This is a genomic window from Methylobacterium sp. Leaf108 (assembly GCF_001423265.1).
Lineage (GTDB): Bacteria > Pseudomonadota > Alphaproteobacteria > Rhizobiales > Beijerinckiaceae > Methylobacterium.
In genome coordinates this window covers 391,247-407,510 of the sequence record NZ_LMND01000012.1, presented here as the reverse complement: position 1 = coordinate 407,510, position 16,264 = coordinate 391,247, and the positions used below count along the sequence as shown (strand labels likewise).

Annotated in this window: 15 protein-coding genes; 6 read left to right on the top strand and 9 right to left on the bottom strand. The window is 71.6% G+C overall.

Annotation, left to right across the window (positions count from 1 at the left end; translation table 11 throughout):
* Nucleotides 1–279: 279 nt before the first annotated feature.
* Nucleotides 280–732: a cyclic nucleotide-binding domain-containing protein gene (locus ASF39_RS10105; RefSeq protein ID WP_056283580.1), complete on the bottom strand. Its 453-nt coding sequence runs from the start codon at nucleotides 730–732 to the stop codon at nucleotides 280–282.
* Between the two features lie 110 nt (nucleotides 733–842).
* Nucleotides 843–1,529 carry a response regulator transcription factor gene (locus ASF39_RS10100; protein WP_055886899.1) on the bottom strand — a complete coding sequence of 229 codons (687 nt, stop codon included), beginning with the start codon at nucleotides 1,527–1,529 and terminating at the stop codon, nucleotides 843–845.
* A gap of 383 nt (nucleotides 1,530–1,912) precedes the next feature.
* Here ASF39_RS10100 and ASF39_RS10095 point away from each other — a divergent pair, with 383 nt between their 5' ends.
* Nucleotides 1,913–2,488 carry a L,D-transpeptidase family protein gene (locus ASF39_RS10095; RefSeq protein WP_056283314.1) on the top strand — a complete coding sequence of 192 codons (576 nt, stop codon included), beginning with the start codon at nucleotides 1,913–1,915 and terminating at the stop codon, nucleotides 2,486–2,488.
* 109 nt (nucleotides 2,489–2,597) lie between these two features.
* Here the strand turns inward: ASF39_RS10095 and ASF39_RS10090 are convergent, their stop codons facing one another.
* The 3 genes from ASF39_RS10090 to ASF39_RS10080 form a co-directional block, all read right to left on the bottom strand.
* Nucleotides 2,598–3,881, bottom strand: coding sequence for an MFS transporter (locus tag ASF39_RS10090; RefSeq protein WP_056283310.1), 1,284 nt, complete (start codon nucleotides 3,879–3,881; stop codon nucleotides 2,598–2,600).
* A 109-nt stretch (nucleotides 3,882–3,990) separates the two neighbouring features.
* Nucleotides 3,991–5,319 carry a hypothetical protein gene (locus ASF39_RS10085; RefSeq protein WP_056283307.1) on the bottom strand — a complete coding sequence of 443 codons (1,329 nt, stop codon included), beginning with the start codon at nucleotides 5,317–5,319 and terminating at the stop codon, nucleotides 3,991–3,993.
* Nucleotides 5,320–5,329: 10 nt separating this feature from the next.
* Nucleotides 5,330–6,112 (bottom strand): hypothetical protein, encoded by a 783-nt coding sequence (locus ASF39_RS10080; RefSeq protein WP_056283303.1) that lies wholly within the window; start codon nucleotides 6,110–6,112, stop codon nucleotides 5,330–5,332.
* A gap of 454 nt (nucleotides 6,113–6,566) precedes the next feature.
* On the opposite strand from ASF39_RS10080, the gene ASF39_RS10075 reads away from it, so the two are divergent.
* The 5 genes from ASF39_RS10075 (at nucleotide 6,567) to ASF39_RS10055 (ending at nucleotide 11,124) form a co-directional block, all read left to right on the top strand.
* Nucleotides 6,567–7,511 carry a lipid kinase gene (locus ASF39_RS10075; RefSeq protein ID WP_056283576.1) on the top strand — a complete coding sequence of 315 codons (945 nt, stop codon included), beginning with the start codon at nucleotides 6,567–6,569 and terminating at the stop codon, nucleotides 7,509–7,511.
* Between the two features lie 4 nt (nucleotides 7,512–7,515).
* Nucleotides 7,516–8,271: a TerC family protein gene (locus ASF39_RS10070; RefSeq protein WP_056283300.1), complete on the top strand. Its 756-nt coding sequence runs from the start codon at nucleotides 7,516–7,518 to the stop codon at nucleotides 8,269–8,271.
* A 305-nt stretch (nucleotides 8,272–8,576) separates the two neighbouring features.
* Nucleotides 8,577–8,945: a hypothetical protein gene (locus ASF39_RS10065; RefSeq protein WP_338011780.1), complete on the top strand. Its 369-nt coding sequence runs from the start codon at nucleotides 8,577–8,579 to the stop codon at nucleotides 8,943–8,945.
* A 115-nt stretch (nucleotides 8,946–9,060) separates the two neighbouring features.
* Nucleotides 9,061–10,167 carry a DUF2125 domain-containing protein gene (locus tag ASF39_RS10060; protein ID WP_056283298.1) on the top strand — a complete coding sequence of 369 codons (1,107 nt, stop codon included), beginning with the start codon at nucleotides 9,061–9,063 and terminating at the stop codon, nucleotides 10,165–10,167.
* A 36-nt stretch (nucleotides 10,168–10,203) separates the two neighbouring features.
* Nucleotides 10,204–11,124, top strand: coding sequence for a DMT family transporter (locus tag ASF39_RS10055; protein ID WP_055886876.1), 921 nt, complete (start codon nucleotides 10,204–10,206; stop codon nucleotides 11,122–11,124).
* 108 nt (nucleotides 11,125–11,232) lie between these two features.
* Here ASF39_RS10055 and ASF39_RS10050 read toward each other — a convergent pair whose 3' ends face one another.
* The 4 genes from ASF39_RS10050 to ASF39_RS10035 all read right to left on the bottom strand — a co-directional run bounded on the left by ASF39_RS10050 (nucleotide 11,233) and on the right by ASF39_RS10035 (nucleotide 16,210).
* Nucleotides 11,233–12,087, bottom strand: a complete 855-nt coding sequence (locus ASF39_RS10050; protein ID WP_244472340.1) for a DUF6456 domain-containing protein — start codon at nucleotides 12,085–12,087, stop codon at nucleotides 11,233–11,235.
* Nucleotides 12,088–12,372: 285 nt separating this feature from the next.
* Nucleotides 12,373–12,612, bottom strand: a complete 240-nt coding sequence (locus ASF39_RS10045) for a hypothetical protein (RefSeq protein WP_055886873.1) — start codon at nucleotides 12,610–12,612, stop codon at nucleotides 12,373–12,375.
* A 134-nt stretch (nucleotides 12,613–12,746) separates the two neighbouring features.
* Nucleotides 12,747–13,463 (bottom strand): PhoH family protein, encoded by a 717-nt coding sequence (locus tag ASF39_RS10040; RefSeq protein ID WP_055886870.1) that lies wholly within the window; start codon nucleotides 13,461–13,463, stop codon nucleotides 12,747–12,749.
* 374 nt (nucleotides 13,464–13,837) lie between these two features.
* A complete protein-coding gene (locus ASF39_RS10035; RefSeq protein ID WP_056283295.1) occupies nucleotides 13,838–16,210 on the bottom strand; it encodes a UvrD-helicase domain-containing protein in 2,373 nt (790 codons plus the stop codon).
* Nucleotides 16,211–16,264: the final 54 nt, after the last annotated feature.

Here is a 16,264-nt window from a genome sequence, read left to right as displayed (position 1 = left end):
GTGGCGGCAGACGAGCCCGTGCTTACAAAAGCCGGTCGGCCCTGTCACCCGCCGCAGGAGGCGTCTCCAGGCCAATCGGGTGAACCCGATGGCCCTGTGTTTTTGCCGGGCCTCAAGCGCCGGCGGCCGCCTCCGCGGCCTTGGCTATCGCTCCGCTCGATGCTTTGCAGGACGGATGTCCTGCAAAGCCCGCTCCGCGGGGCGCTCTTCGCGCCCGGAGGGTCGACAATCGTGTTTCACCCGATTGTCCTGGACGCGTCTCCAGGCATGGGACGCGTCTCAAGGCCCCTCGAACCGCGGCCGCACCCCGTCGAGGTCCCGCGTGAAGGCGACGAGATCCTCGGTGAGGTCGGCCTCGATGGCGGCGGCGGCGTCGGGGAACTCCTGGAGCACCCGGCGCATCAGCGTCGGCGTGATGCGCAGGACCTCCGAGGGCACGCTCGCCCGCGCCTCGCTCGGCCGCTCGCCGCGCAGGAACAGGGAAAGGCGCCCGATCAGCGCCGAGGGGCCGGCCACCACCGGCTCGCCGCCGGCCCGGCGGGGCGCCACCGCGATGGCACCGGCCAGCACCACGAAGCCGCCGTCGGCGCGCTCGTCGCGGGCGTAGAGAACGTCGCCCGCGGCCAGGCTGCGCCGTTCGGCCGCAAAGCACAGCAGCCGCAGGGCATCCCGGCCCATGAACCGGAACAGCGGGGCGGCGGACAGGATCGCGATGTCGTCGTCGAGTCCCACCGTCACGCGGTCCCTTCACCGTCTCGCCCGCAGGCCGATCTCGCCGCCCCGCCCATTCCGCACCGCGATGGGGACCGCCACGCGCGAAGGTCCGGGACCGTGTGCAAACGTCAAGGCAACAGTTTGTAGCCGCCGGATTCCGTCACGAGGATCGCGGCCAGGGCCGGGTTGGGTTCGATCTTCTGGCGCAGGCGGTAGATATGCGTCTCCAGCGTATGGGTCGTGACCTGCGCGTTGTAACCCCAGACCTCGGCGAGCAGCGTCTCGCGGCCCACGACCTCGCGGCCCGCCCTGTAGAGAAAACGCAGGATCGCGGTCTCCTTCTCGGTGAGCTTGAGCTTGGAGCCGCGGTCGCCCACCAGGAGCTTGGCGCCGGGGCGGAAGGTGTAGGGGCCGATCTGGAAGACCGCGTCCTCGCTCGCCTCGTGGCTGCGCAGGTGGGCGCGGATGCGCGCGAGCAGCACGGCGAACTTGAACGGCTTGGTGACGTAGTCGTTGGCCCCCGCCTCGAGCCCCTCGACGGTATCCTCCTCAGAGACCTGGGCGGTGAGCATGATCACCGGCCCGCGATAGCCGTTGCGCCGCATCGCCCGGACCGCTTCGCGTCCGTCCATGTCCGGCAGCCGCACGTCCATCACCGCAAGATCGATCCGGTCCGAGGCGACCCTGGCGATGGCGCCCGCCCCGTCGGCCTCGGGTAGCACCACGAATTCCTCGGACAGGTCGAGCTGCTCGGTGAGCGTCTCCCGCAGCGAGGCGTCGTCGTCGCAGACCAGGAGGCGATAGGCGTTCGGCATCGGCTGCAACACTCTTCCACACGCGACAGGCGAAGATCCGCGCACGGAACGGGGCGCGAGGACGGGTCGATCGAAAATGGCCGGGCCGAACGGCCGCGACGACGACAACGAGCCGGGGTCGGACATCCTGGCCGGGCGTGTCACCCCGCTCGAGGGAGATGCCCCGCCCAGGGTAGATGCCCTGCCCAAGGGTGCCGCCCCGCCTCACGGACCCCTCGACGCATCCCACACTAGCGCGTTTCGCCCAGCAGGAAATCATCCCGGATGCGTCGAGCGCAGCGGTTGCCCACAGCCTTCGTTGTCTTCCATACGTGAACGGCCGGGTGCAAGTTTCAACCGCCCGGCCGCCCCGCAATCCGGCCCCGATGGCACTCCGACGCGTCATGTCCCCTCCTGTCCGGTCGATCCCGCACCCGAAGGCCGTCCGCGCCGTCGCCCTCGCCGTGATCCGGGTGCGTCCGCTCGTCGGCGACCGCCGCCGCGGCCACCTGCTGGTGGGCCCCTCGGTCATTCCCTGCGCCCTGGGCCGGAGCGGGATCGGCACCGTCAAGCGCGAAGGCGACGGCGCCTCGCCGCGCGGGCGGTTCCGCCTGCGTGCGGCCGCGTACCGGCCCGACCGTCTCACGGTGCGTCCGGCCACCCTGCTGCCGATCCGCGCGACGCGCTCGCACGACGGCTGGTGCGATGCTCCGTCCCACCGCCGCTACAACCGGCCGTTGACGCTGCCCTGTCCGGGGGTGAGCGCCGAGGAGATGTGGCGCGGCGACGGGCTCTACGACCTCGTCGTCGACATCGACTACAACCGCGGGCCGATCCGCCCCGGCCGCGGCTCGGCGATCTTCATGCACGTGGCCCGGCCGGGCTATCCGCCCACCGAGGGCTGCGTCGCCCTGGCCCGGGCCGACCTCCTGCGCCTGTTGCGCCGGCTCGGCCCCAGGACCCGGCTGCGCATCGGCTGATACGGTTTGCCGCTTGGATCAAGCGTGGACCGTATCACCGAGCCCGCGCGGCGCCTGAGCGAAGCCCATGTCCGCATCACGACGTGATCAACCGGAAATGGGTTGAGGCCTACCGGGCGCTCGCGGGCCTCGCCCGGTCGAGGGTCATGATGGCGGCGGCGGCGAACAGGCACAGGGCTCCGGCCGTGAAGAAGGCCGGCAGGTAGCTCGCCAGGACGTCGCGCGACAGGCCGGCGCCGTAGGCGGCGCCGGCCGCCCCGAGCTGGTGCCCGCAGAAGATCCACCCGAACACGAGGTTGGCCTTCTCGCGCCCGAACCGGGCCGCGGTGAGCCGCACGGTGGGGGGCACCGTGGCGATCCAGTCGAGGCCGTAGAGGACCGCGAACAGCGACAGGCCGATCAGCGTGAAATCCGAGAACGGCAGGCACATCAGGGCGATGCCGCGCAGGCCGTAGTACCAGAACAGGAGCCAGCGGTTGTCGTAGCGGTCCGACAGCCAGCCCGAGGCGACGGTGCCGATGAAATCGAAGGCGCCCATGGCCGCCAGCACCCCGGCACCCTGGATCGGGCTGATGCCGTAGTCGGCGCACAGGGGGATGAAGTGGGTCTGGATGAGGCCGTTGGTGCTGGCCCCGCAGATGAAGAAGGTCGCGAACAGCACCCAGAACACCCGCGTGCGCGCCGCCTCGCGCAGGGCGGCGATGGCCCCGCCGGCATCGACGGGGGCGAGCGCCGCCCCGGCCGCTGCTGCCTCGCCGTAGGGTGCCAGATCGAGGTCCTCGGGCCGGTCGCGCATCAGGAGCAGGACGGCCAGACCCGTGAGCACCAGCAGGCTGCAGACGAGGAGGAGGGCGGCGCGCCAGCCCCAATGTTCGGTGAGGGCGGCGAGCACCGGCAGCACCACGAGCTGGCCGGTGGCCGAACTGGCGGTGAGGAGGCCGACCACGAGGCCGCGCCGCGCCGTGAACCAGCGCGTCGCCACGGTGGCGCCGAGCACCAGGGCGGTGAGCCCGGTGCCGACGCCCACCGCCACACCCCACAGGAGGACCAGCTGCCAGACCTGGCTCATCCCCAGCGACAGCAGCATCCCGCCGGCGATGAGGAGGAGCGCGCACAACACGATCCGGCGCGGCCCGTATCGGTTCATCAGGACGGCGGCGAACGGCCCCATCAGCCCGAACAGGACGAGGCGGATCGCCAGGGCCGCCGAGATCGTGGCGGTGTCCCAGCCGAACTCGCGCTGCAGCGGCAGGATCAGCACCCCCGGCGCGCCGACGGCGCCCGCGGTCACCAGCATCGTGAGGAAGGTGACCGCGGCCACCACCCATCCGTAGTGCACGCCGCGCCGGGCCAGCGTCGCGGCGAGCGCGGTGGAGGGGGACGCAGCGGTCATCGATATCGCGCCTCGCGGCCGGGCTTGAGCGCAAGGGGCGTAAGCGCCGAACCGGACCGGCGCAAGCGGACCCGGCACGAACCCATCGCGCAGGAGCGGCCGGCCGCCGTCAGCGCGCCCAGACGCCGAGGCGCTCGGTGCGGGCCCTGTCCTCGGCCGCCACGAGGTCGGGGGTGGCCTCGGGCGAGGCGCGGCCGCCGCCGTTGAACAGGACGACCTCGGAGAGGTCGCGTCCGTCCACCGCGCAGAGGTGCGCTTCGCTGCCCGCCACGGGCCGGCAGGTGACCGAACGCTTGCCGAGGTAGCGGGTCAGCTCCTCGGTCTGGCCGCCGCGTACGAAGGCGACGCCGAACAGCCGCACCACCCGGCCGCCGATCTTCAGGGTGGCGGTGTCGACGACCTCCGCCGGGCCGGTGATCTCGCCGGCCTGGGGCACCACGTCGGCCTGCATCGGCGCGTCGTCGGGGGCGGGCTCGTCGTCGGGCGGGGCGGCCTGGGGGCGGGCCGAAGCGGAGGGCGGCTGCGAGGCCGGCGGCGTCTGCGCGGCGGCGGGTGGAGTCTCGGCGGCGGGCGTCTGCACGGACGGCGTCGCCGCCGGGGCCGGGGAAGGCCGGTCGCCGTCCCCCCGCAGCAGGACGACGAGGAGGCCGGCACAGGCGACGGCGGCAAGCGCCATGACGGCGGACGGGCGGCGCAGGCTTCCGCCGGGCCCGACCGCATCGCCGAGGCCGTCGCGCAGGCCGTACCAGGTCCGGCGGCCGCGATCGGCCGCGCGGACGGAGAGGTCGCCCGCGCCCCGGCGCCGGCTGCGATCCGCCAACGGCAAGGATACCGGGGGCACGGCCGGGGCGGGCGCCGACATCGCCGAAGGCGAGACCTCCGTGGAGGCCGCCATCGCCGCAGCCACCGACGGCGGCTCGGCCGATGCCGCTTCCGGACCCATCCGGGCGGGGCGTTCGCGGGACAGGCGCGTCCTGGCCGCGGCACCCATCGTCAGGAGACGGCTCCGGGCGGCCGTGGCGAGCGCCCGGCCCCGTTCCGTCATGGCGGCGAGCCTGGCCGGGGACGGCGCGAGCGAAGACAGCATCGATGGGCCGGGCGCCTTCGCCGCCACGGTAGGTTCGACGGCGATCGGTACGGGTTCGGGCTCGGGCGGCAGGAACAGGTCGGGGTGGCGCGAGCGCATCGCCGCCAGGGCCACCTCGACACTGCCGTCGTGCGCGTCTGAACCATCCGCCGGTACGGGGGCGTGGGCGAGTTGCGCCTCCACCAGCAGCGCGAGGGTATGGCGGGCGATGGGGTGGGGGCGGGCGTTACCGACCGCCGCCGCGATCCGCGCGCGAAGCGCGGCCCTGTCGGCGTCCCAAGCGGCATCCCGCTCCGGCAGGAGCGGGTCGGTGGGACGGGTGTCGGCCGGGTCGTTGGCGTCGAGGGACATGAGCCCCGTCTTAGGCGCCGGCTTTGGTTCGCGCGTCAACCAGCGACGCGGAGGCCGCCCGGCGCAGGACGCGGCCCGATTCCGACACGATCACCGGACGGTCGTCGGCGAAGCTGATCTCCAGCACCAGTTCGCCGACCCCCTGCGTGCGGGTGCCGCGGGCGGGATTGCGGGCGCTGTAATCATAGGTGGCCTGGACGATGCACACCTTCATGGCCGCGTTGCAGGAGGTGCGGATCGCACCGGGCTGGGCGGCATAGCGCCGCTCGGGCCAGCGGCTGGCGAACCGGCGCTTGTCGGCGATCACGGCGGCGAGGGAGACGGTCCGCCCGAACCGACGCACCTGCGGGGCGTAGAAGCGCGGCGCCTCGGCCAGGCTCGCCTCGTTGGAGGCCGAGACGCTGTCGAGGTAATCCAGGGTCAGGCGCTGGGCCTTGCCCGCCCACGCGGGAAAGCGCGGGTCGTCGACGCCCGGGCCCGGGGCGGCTGCCGCCGCGGGCGGCGTGAACACGAGACGGTCCTGGCCGGGGCGCACCGGGCGCCGCGCCTCGCGGCGGGGCCTCGCCGGCGATTCCGTGACGGCCGCCGGGCTCGGCTCGGTCGTTCGCGCCGCGGCCCGCGGCTCGGCACTCGGCTGTGGGGCGGGCGGAGCGACGGGTGTCGGTGCCTCGGCGGCGGGTTGGCCTTGTACCTTGGCCGGCGGGTCGACCCATCCGGTCTGCGCGATGGCCGGCGCCACGGCAAGGCCCCCGGCGACCAGGACGGCGGAGGCGAACATCAGACGGTCGCGCATGGGATCAACACCGGATACGTCGGGGGCCAGGGTCGGGTCGGCCGTCCGCCGGACATCGATGCGGCGGCCCGCTCCTCACCACTAAACGGGACATCGGCGCGAAATGGTTCCATGACCGTGTCGCGAAAGGCGGTTCTCCCCGCTTTGCCCGGTATCGAACGGCCGATGAACGTCGATCCGGTCCCGCGCTCGCCTTCGAGGCTCGACGGCCTTGTCATGGCCGAGCTAACACCCACCTGTGGTGGCGTTGGGTCCGGGCCCCTCTGGCGGTGGACGTGTCGACCGTGATGTCGGACCCCTTCTCTGCCGTGGTGCCGCCGTCAGGGTGGTGCGACCGCACCGGGGGGATGGTGTTGCGCGTGATTCGATATGACCGGGCCCGACCGCTCGCCCCGTCCGGCCGACCTGTGCCGGCGGCCCGACGCACGCCTTTCCGATCGGAGACGCCGTCGTGGTGAACGCCCCCTCGCAGGGGCGCCGCGCCCTTCTCCTCGTCAATCCCAACGCCCGCAACGGCTCCGCTCCCCTCGACGCGATTCGCGCGGCGCTGGTGGAGGGCGGCATCACGCCGTTCGAGCCGCCCGGCGAGGGCGATTGCACCGCCCTGATCAAGCGCCACGCCAGGGAGTGCGATCTCGTGATCCTGGGCGGCGGCGACGGCACGATGAATGCGGCGGCCCCCGCCCTCGTCGAGACCCGGCTGCCGCTGGGCATCCTGCCGCTCGGCACCGCCAACGATCTGGCGCGCTCCCTGAACCTGCCCACCGACCCGGTCGCCGCCGCGCAGCTCATCACCACCGAGGAGGCGCGCCCGGCCGATCTCGGCTGGGTCAACGGCCACTACTTCTTCAACGTCGCCAGCATCGGCTTCTCGGCGGAACTCGCCGGGGACCTCACCGCGGAATCGAAGAAGACCTGGGGCACCCTCGGCTACGCCATCGCCGCCATCCGGGTATTGCGCCGGGTCCGGCCCTTCACGGTGATCCTCGAGCACGACGGGATCCGGGAAAAGGTCACCACCATCCAGGTCTCGGTGGGCAACGGTCGCCACTACGGCGGCGGGATGACCGTGGAGGAGACCGCGCGGGTCGACGACGGCAAGCTCGATTTCTACAGCCTGGAGGTCGCGCACTGGTGGCGGCTCCTGGCGTTGCTGCCGGCCCTGCGCAAGGGCACCCAGGGGCGGGCCGCCGACGTGCGGGCCTTCTCCACCACGGAGATCGTGGTGCGCACCCGGCGCCCGCGCCAAGTCAACACCGACGGCGAGCTCACCACCGTGACGCCGGCCCATTTCAAGGTCGTGCCCGGCATTCTGCGCATCTTCGCCCCCGATCCCGCGACCCTGCCGCCGATGATCGCCGGCGTGCCCATTCCCTTCCCCTTCGGTACGAAAGCCTGACGCCGTGGACAGCCTGATTCAACTCGCCTCAGACCCCACCGCCTGGGCCGCCCTCGCCACCCTGGTGGTGATGGAGATCGTGCTCGGGATCGACAACCTGATCTTCATCTCGATCCTCACCAACAAGCTGCCGGAGGAGCATCAGACCAAGGCACGCCGCATCGGCATCGGCCTCGCGCTGGTGCTGCGGCTCGGCCTGCTCGGCTCGGTCGCCTACATCGTCCAGCTCACCGCGCCGGTGTTCGAGGTGTTCGGCAAGGGCTTCTCCTGGCGCGACCTCATCCTCATCGCCGGCGGCCTGTTCCTGCTGTGGAAGGCGACCCAGGAGATCCACCATTCGGTCGACCCCGAGCCCGAGGACAAGACCGGGGGCAAGATGCAGATCGGGTTCGCCGCCGCCATCGGGCAGATCCTGGTCCTCGACCTCGTGTTCTCCATCGACAGCATCATCACGGCGGTGGGCATGACCGAGCACGTGCCGATCATGGTCATCGCCGTGCTCGCCGCGGTCACCGTGATGCTGCTCGCCGCCGATCCGCTGTCGCGCTTCATCGCGGCCAACCCCACCGTGGTGATGCTGGCGCTGGGCTTCCTCATCATGATCGGCATGACGCTGATCGCGGAAGGGTTCGGGGCGCATGTGCCCAAGGGCTACATCTACACCGCCATGGCGTTCTCGGCGGGCGTGGAGACCCTCAACATCATCGTCCGGCGCCGTCGCCGGGCCAAGGGCATCGCCGGCCAGAACGACCACGCCTGAGGGCGGCGCCCACTCGGTCGCGGCGGCGGGTTCTCCCACCGCCGCCGCGATCGGGGTGTGCCTGTGGATAACCCGTTCGTCACCCATCTCCGCCGTGGACTCTCGCAGGGCGCGCCGCCGCCGCTTCCGACTCGGTCAGACGCTTGTGGATAACCCGCCGCATCCCCACTTCCGGTGCAGGCGGGCGTCGGCCTTGACGCTCGGAAACGGTTAAGATTATTTTAGAACAAATGGCGAACAAGAGAGCTCTGTCCTGGTCGGCCGCCCTGCGCGACCTGCGGGACGATAGGTCGCGGAGCATGGACGTGCGCGAAGAACGCCTGAGATCGACCGCCGGGTTGCGCGGGACGCCGGCGCTGACGCTCAGCGCCTGGCGCGGGCATTCGGGCCGCCGCTACGTGGTCGGCGTCCACGACCTCGTCGAGCCCGATCTGGCGGAGATGGGCGAGGCGGTGGTGATGGCGGTGCGCCGGGACGCGGCCGGGGTCGCCGAACTGGTGGCCCTCTCCACCGCCGGCGAGACGCCGCGCGAGCGCCTCCAGAACTGGGTGGCCCGCGCCCGCAACAGCGGCGCCACGGAGATGCACGTCCATCGCCTGGCCGAGGACGAGAGCGAGCGCCGCGCCATCGTCGCCGACCTCGACGGCCCCGCCACCACCGGCACGCAGGCCTGAGTCCCGGCGCCGGCCCATCGTCGCGCTTGCATCCGGGGTCCGGGCTCGTCCAAGACGGGCCGTCGCTTCCGGGCCCGCGACCGGCCCGGGAGCTGGAAGCCTGGGAACGGACACGATGGCGTCGAACGTCGACCAAGCACGACCGGACGCGGCGGCAGGGCCGGCGGAGCCCAGGCGCAGCCGCATCGGCCTGTTCCTGCCGTTCGTCCTGCTCGGGCTCGTGGTGGTGCTGTGGTCGGTGGCCTGGTTCTGGATCCGGGGACGCGCCGCCGACGAGATGGACGCCTGGCTGGCGCGGGAGGCGGCCGCTGGCCGGACCTGGACCTGTGCCGACCGCTCGATCACCGGCTACCCCTTCCGCCTCGAATTGCGCTGCGGCTCCCTGGCCTTCGCACGGGCCGACGGACGCTTCACCCTGGGACCGCTGACCGCGGTGGTGCAGGTCTACCAGCCGCGCCACGGCCTCCTGCAGGTGTCGGGCCCATTCCACGTGGAACAGGGCGACCTCGTGGCCGACGCCACCTGGAAGGATCTGGAGGCGAGCTTCCATGGCGCTTCCGACGGCTTCACCCGCGCCTCCCTCGTGGTGGACGACGTCAAGGGCACCATCGCCGCCGAAGGTCAGCCGCCGACGTATTTCGCTGGCGACCACCTCGAGGCCCATGCCCGGCCGACCCCAGTGCGCTTTGCCAGCGAGGGTGCGGTCGACGTCAGCCTGCGCCTGACGCGGGCGGTGGTGCCCCCGCTCGACGCGCTCCTGGCCAGCACCGATCCCCTCGACCTCGCCCTCGACGCCACCATCGACCGGGCGGCGGTCCTGCGCACCGGCCAGGTCGCGCGCGAACTCGAGACCTGGCGCCAGGCCGGCGGGCGCCTCGACATCGCCCTCCTGTCCCTGGCCAAGGGCGAGCGCCGGCTCCAGGCGAGCGGCAAGATCGGCCTCGACGCGGACCACCGCCCGGCCGGCGACTTCGACGTGCGCGCCGCCGGGCTCGAGGCCCTGGTGGCCCAGGCGATGGGGCAGCGGATCGGCGCCGAGCGCGGCGCCATGGTCGGGCGCCTGCTCGGGCAGCTCCTGAGCGGGGGGCGCCGCGCGCCCGATGCGGCCGCACCTCCCGGCGATGCGGCCCTGAAGCCGCTGCCGCCCCTGCGCCTGGCCGACGGCCGCCTCATGCTCGGCCCCTTCCCGATCCCGAACGTCACGGTTCCTGCATTGTATTGAGGTCGGCCGATCCGATCGGCGTCGAGACAGGCCACGATGCCCGATCCCCTCCTTCCGGCGCCGTCCGCGACCGCCAAGGCCTATCCGCTGCTCACGCTGACGGCGATGCTGTGGGCGGGCAACGCGGTGATGAGCAAGTGGGCGGTGGGCGAGGTCTCTCCCCAGGTCCTCACCTGCCTGCGCTGGACCGTGGTCTGCGCCGTGCTGGTCGCCATCGCCGGTCCGGACGTCCGGCGCGACTGGCGCCGCCTGAGGCCGCGCTGGCTCAGCATCCTCCTGATGGGGGCGGGCGGCTACACCGCCTTCAACAGCCTTTTCTATGCGGCCGGCGCCTACACCACGACCCTCAACATCGCCCTGTTCCAGGGGGCACTGCCGGTGCTCGTCGTGCTCACCAACTACGTCGTCAACCGCACCACGGTCACCGGCTTCCAGGGGCTCGGCGTGGCGGTGACGCTGATGGGCGCGGCGGTGGCGGCCACCCACGGCGACTGGACGGTGTTCACCACCATGGCGCTCAACCGCGGCGACATGCTGATGCTGATCGCCTGCCTCCTCTACGCCGGCTACACCGTCGCCCTGCCCAATCGCCCGGCGGTCTCGGGCCTCGCCTTCTTCACGGCCATGGCGGTGGCCGCCTTCCTGACCTCGCTGCCGCTGCTGGCGGTGGAATGGGCCGCCGGCCATGCGGTCTGGCCCAGTGCCAAGGGGTGGGCGATCGTCGTCTTCGTGGCGCTGGGGCCGTCGCTGGGCTCCCAGCTCGCCTTCATGCGCGGGGTCGAGCTGATCGGCCCCAACCGGGCGGGTGTGTTCGTGAACCTGGTGCCGGTGTTCGGGGCCCTGCTCGCGGTGGTGCTGGTGGGCGAGCCGTTCCGCTGGCACGACGGGCTGGCGCTCGCCCTCGTGCTCGGCGGCATCTACATCGCCGAACGCTTCGGGCGCCGGCCCGCCGCGTGATACGTGTTTCCGCTTGGATCAAGCGGGAGCCGTATCACCGAGCCCGCGTAGCGCCCGAGCGAAGCCAAAATCCGCATTGCGAAGCCATCGAACGGATTGTGTGAGCGCTCAGGCTTCGCGCCACAGCCGCAGCCGGGCGCGGTCGGGGCCCACCGCTTCGCGTTCGAGGCCGTAGTGCTCGGCCAGCCGCGCCAGGGCGATGCGGGCCACCACCTTGGCCGAGCGCGCCGGCCAGCGCCGTTCCGCCTCGATCCGCTCCAGGCCCTTGAGGAACCCGCACAGGTCGATCAGCAGCCCGGACAGGTCGCTGCCCACCGCGTCGAGGGCGGCCCGGACCCGCTGGCGTCCGGCCAGCATCGTGTCGGAGGCCGCGGACGGGTCGCGCGGCCCCGAACCGTCGACCTTCACGCCGCTCCAGTCGGAGCCCATCCGCGGCATCAGCGACGCCGTGGTGAGGTCGCGCCGCAGCCGCTCCCCGGCCTCGAAGCAGGCCGCGTCGATGAGGGGGCGGCCGTCGCGGTCGCGCCGCCGCGCCATCCAGGCGAGCGGGCTTTCGGAGGCGTCGCGCCAGGGGCGCTCCGGCCCGGCGCCTGGCTCCCGCACGAGGTCGAGGTGCTGGGCGAGATAGGGATGGGCCGCGCCCGCGGCCTCGCGCCGCAGCCGTGCCCGGCCCGCCGCGCTGATCGTCAGGCGCGCCCGCCGCCCGCCGCCCTGCTCGGCGAGGTCCGCCGCGAGCAGGGCCGCGCCCGCCCCGGCCGGGAACCGCCCCGCCCCGAGGGAGATCCCCGTTCCGCCGCTGCGCACGATCAGGCCGGTCTCGTCGACAGGGTCCTCCAGCGCATAAGCGCCCTCCGTGGCGAGGGCCGCCAGGAGCCGCGCGGCATGGCGGTCGAGGCGCGTCTCCGGGCGAGTTTTGGGGACGACGGAGGCGAGGCCATGATTCGCCTTGCGAGCTTTGTTCATGATATGTTCCCTACGAAGATGGCCGGAAACGACCCCCGCACAACCAACGGTAAAGGAAAAATATCCTAACACAAGTCTTGACAGCCAAAGGGCAGTCTTCCAACGGCCTCTTCCAAGGGCCGGTCTTCAGTGCCGTGCGAACGTCCGCTACGCTCGTCCGAGATCGACACGGGTTTTTCTCCACGAAAAAGGCCGCTCCGACGAAATCGGAACGGCCTTCGTAGGCGGTCGATGCCCCACCCCACGGGCGGGAAGCGGCGGGCCGGCAGGCGGCCCGCCGGCCGATCACATGCGGCGCATGTCCCGGCGCATCATCCGACGCTTCATCATGCGGCGCTCCATCATCCGACGCTTCATCATGCGCCGCTCCATCATCCGGCGCTCCATGCGCATCATCTGAACGTTGGTGACGGCGTCGGGAGCGGTGACGCCCATCGGAGCGCCGGGGGCAGCGGAGGCGGAGGTGGCGAGGCCAGCGGCGCCGAGCGAGGCGAGCACGGCGAAGGCGAAGGTCAGTTTCCTCATGAAGGGCGTCCTTTTTTCTGTGTCCCGAGCGCGGCACCCGGTTCGTTCTCCCGACGCGGCGCGCCGGAGAAGATCGTCGCACACCGGGGCGCGCGGCAGGCCCCCGTTCGGGCCTGCCGCTGACAACACGCGAGTCAGAGTTTCGTTTCCTCGAAGGCCCTGACCCAATCAGCGCAGATGCCCGAGCGGACGATGTCGTCGAGGGTGAACTCCACGATCGGGATGCGCATCATCCGGCTTTTCACGAGATGGATGACGGTGCGCAGGCCCGAGGTCTCGCGCAGATCGGTCTGCGAGACGTCGCCGTTGATGATGACCTGGCAATCGTCGCCGATGCGGGTCAGGAACATCTTGATCTCGGCGGTGGTGGTGTTCTGCGCCTCGTCGAGGATCACGAGGCAGTTCTTGAAGGTGCGCCCGCGCATTACCTCGAAGGGCACCACCTCGATGTCGCCGGTCTTGCAGGCGATCTCGAAGGCCGCCGTGCCCATCCGCTCCTTGATGGTCTCGGTCAGCGGCGCGACCCAGGGGGCGATCTTCTCCTCGAGGGTGCCGGGGAAGAACCCGAGCGAGCGCCCCGAGGGCACGTTGGGCCGGGTGATGATGACCTTGGAGATCCGGCGCTGGCGAAGCTGGTCGGCGGCGCGGGTGCCGGCGATGTAGGTCTTGCCGGTCCCGGCGGGCCCGAGGACGATCACCTGGGGGTGGGTCGCCAGGGCATCGAGGTATTCGGCTTGCCGGTCCGTGAGGGGTTGGATGGGACTGAGGATCCGCTCCTCGTCGAAACGCGTTCGGTGCAGTCGGGCCGGATGCTCGTCAACCAATTCAAGTCGTGCGCGCCGTCTCTTCATCGAACAACACTCCAACCGGACGTGCCAATCTGGACTTGCCAACGCTTCGCTACGCTACTGTCGTGACTCCCGCCGATATCCTCCGGTCCACAGATCAAACTCTCCGATGCCGGGGAGTTCCCCGCACCGACGAGGCCGCTGTGGACGGCCGGCCGATCCCGCCCGGCCGATCCCGCGACGTGTCGCGCGGGTGTTGCCGTGCACGCACCATGCCGCGCTGCACGCGACAGGGCCATGACGACAGCTTTTCGTTAACGGAACCGTAAGATCGGACGACGTGCTGGACCCACTCGGGGTACGATCCATCGCGATCCCTCGATCGTCCACGCCGCAGATGGGCGGGACGGCCGGCCCCTCGGGGCCGGTGAGACGCCTCATCCGGGCTGGATGAAACTGTCGAGCACCATTTTCCGGCCGGCCTTGTCGAAGTCAACGGTGAGCTTGTTGCCGTCGACGGCCGCGACCTCGCCGGGGCCGAACTTCATGTGGAAGACGCGCATGCCGGTGGCGAAGGCCGAGGGCGCGCCGGTGGACGACGCCACGAGTTCGCCCTCGATCTGGCGCGGGGCGCCGCGCTGGCTCGACCCGCGGCCGAACTCCTGGCGGCGCGCGGTGGCATCCGCGGTCCTGGCGGTGTTCTCCTGCGCCCGTTGCCAGCCCGGCGTAGAGTACGACGAGCCGAACGGCGTCGGGTTGCGGTCGAACCGGGAGGCGCCGGCCGCGAAATGGGCGGGCGCATCGACCACGTCGACGGCGTCCGGCGGCAGTTCGTCGATGAAGCGGCTCGGCACCGTCGAGGACCACAGGCCGTGGATGCGCCGGTTGACGGCGAACGACAGTTTCGCGCGCCTGCGGGCGCGGGTGAGACCGACATGGGCGAGGCGGCGCTCCTCCTCCAGCCCGGCCCGACCGCTCTCGTCGAGGGCGCGCTGGTTGGGGAACAGCCCGTCCTCCCAACCGGGGAGGAACACCGTGTCGAATTCGAGCCCCTTGGCGGCGTGCAGCGTCATCAGGGAGACGCGATCGGCCCCCTCCTGCTCGCTGGCCTCCATCACCAGGGAGACGTGTTCGAGGAAGGCGCCGAGATCCGGGAACTCCTCCATGGAGCGCACGAACTCCTTGAGGTTCTCGAGGCGCCCGGCGGCGTCGGCCGAGCGGTCCTTCTGCCACATCTCGGTATAGCCGGATTCCTCGAGGATGGTCTGGGCCACCTCCGATTGCGGCCGGCCCTCGATCATCCGCGCCCACCGCGAAAAGCTCTCCACCAGGGCGCGCAGGGTCGAGCGGGCCTTTGGCTTGAGCTCGTCGGTCTCGACGAGGCCGCGCGCCGCCATCAGCAGCGGTACCTTCCGGGCCCGCGAGGTGGCGTGCAGCACCTGCAGCGTCGCATCGCCCAAACCGCGCTTGGGGGTGTTGAAGATGCGCTCGAAGGCGAGGTCGTCGGCCGGATTCACGGTGACGCGCAGGTAGGCCAGCGCGTCGCGGATCTCGGCGCGCTCGTAGAAGCGCGGGCCGCCGATGACCCGGTAGGGCAGGCCGAGCTGGACGAAACGGTCCTCGATCTCGCGCATCTGCGCCGAGATCCGCACCAGCACCGCGATCTCGGACAGCGGATGGTTCCTGGCCTGCAGGCCCTCGATCGCCTCGCCGAGCTGGCGGGCCTCCTCCTCCGAATCCCAGGCGCCCGAGACCGTGACCTTCTCGCCGGCCACGTCCTCCGTGCGCAGGGTCTTGCCGAGACGGCCCTCGTTCTTGGCGATGAGCCCCGAGGCGGCCGAGAGGATGTGGCCGGTGGAGCGGTAGTTGCGTTCCAGCCGCACCACGGTGGCGCCGGGGAAGTCGTGCTCGAACCGCAGGATGTTGTCGACCTCGGCCCCGCGCCAGCCGTAGATCGACTGGTCGTCGTCGCCGACGCAGGCGACGTTGCGGTGACCCAGCGCCAGCAGCCGCAGCCACAGGTACTGGGCGACGTTGGTGTCCTGGTACTCGTCCACGAGGATGTAGCGGAAGCGCTGCTGGTAGGTCTCGAGCACGTCCGGGTTCTCGCGCCAGAGCTTGAGGCACAACAGCAGCAGGTCGCCGAAATCCGCCGCGTTGAGGGTGGCGAGCCGGGCCTGGTAGGCGGTGTAGAGGGCGCCACCCTTGCCGAAGGCGAAGGCCTGCGCCTCTCCCGGCGGCACCTGCTCGGGCGAGAGGCCCCGGTTCTTCCAGCCGTCGATGGTGGAGGACAGGGCGCGGGCCGGCCAGCGCTTCTCGTCGATGCCCTGGTCGGCGATGACCTGCTTCATCAGGCGCAGCTGGTCGTCCATCCCCAGGATGGTGAAGTCGGACTTCAGGCCGACGAGCTCGGCGTGGCGGCGCAGGATCTTGGTGCCGATGGCGTGGAAGGTGCCGAGCCAAGGCATGCCCTCGCCCGCCGGGCCGATCAGCGCGCCGATGCGCAGCTTCATCTCGCGGGCGGCCTTGTTGGTGAAGGTCACCGACAGGATGTCGTAGGGCCGCGCCCGGCCGGTGGCGACGAGGTGGGCGATGCGGGTGGTGAGCACCCGCGTCTTGCCCGTGCCGGCGCCGGCCAGCACCAGCACCGGCCCTTCGGTGGTCTCCACGGCCCGGCGCTGCTCGGGGTTGAGCCCCTCGAGATAGGGCTCTCCCTGCGGCCGCAGGGACGCCATGGCACGCGCGGCGATGGAAGAACCGGTTTGCGAGGTCGGAGCGGGCGCGGGCGCCGCGCCGGGATGCTGTGTCATGCCCGCTTCCCTGGACCAAAACGCGAACGGCGTCGAGGGCGCGGCGCCCGCGCC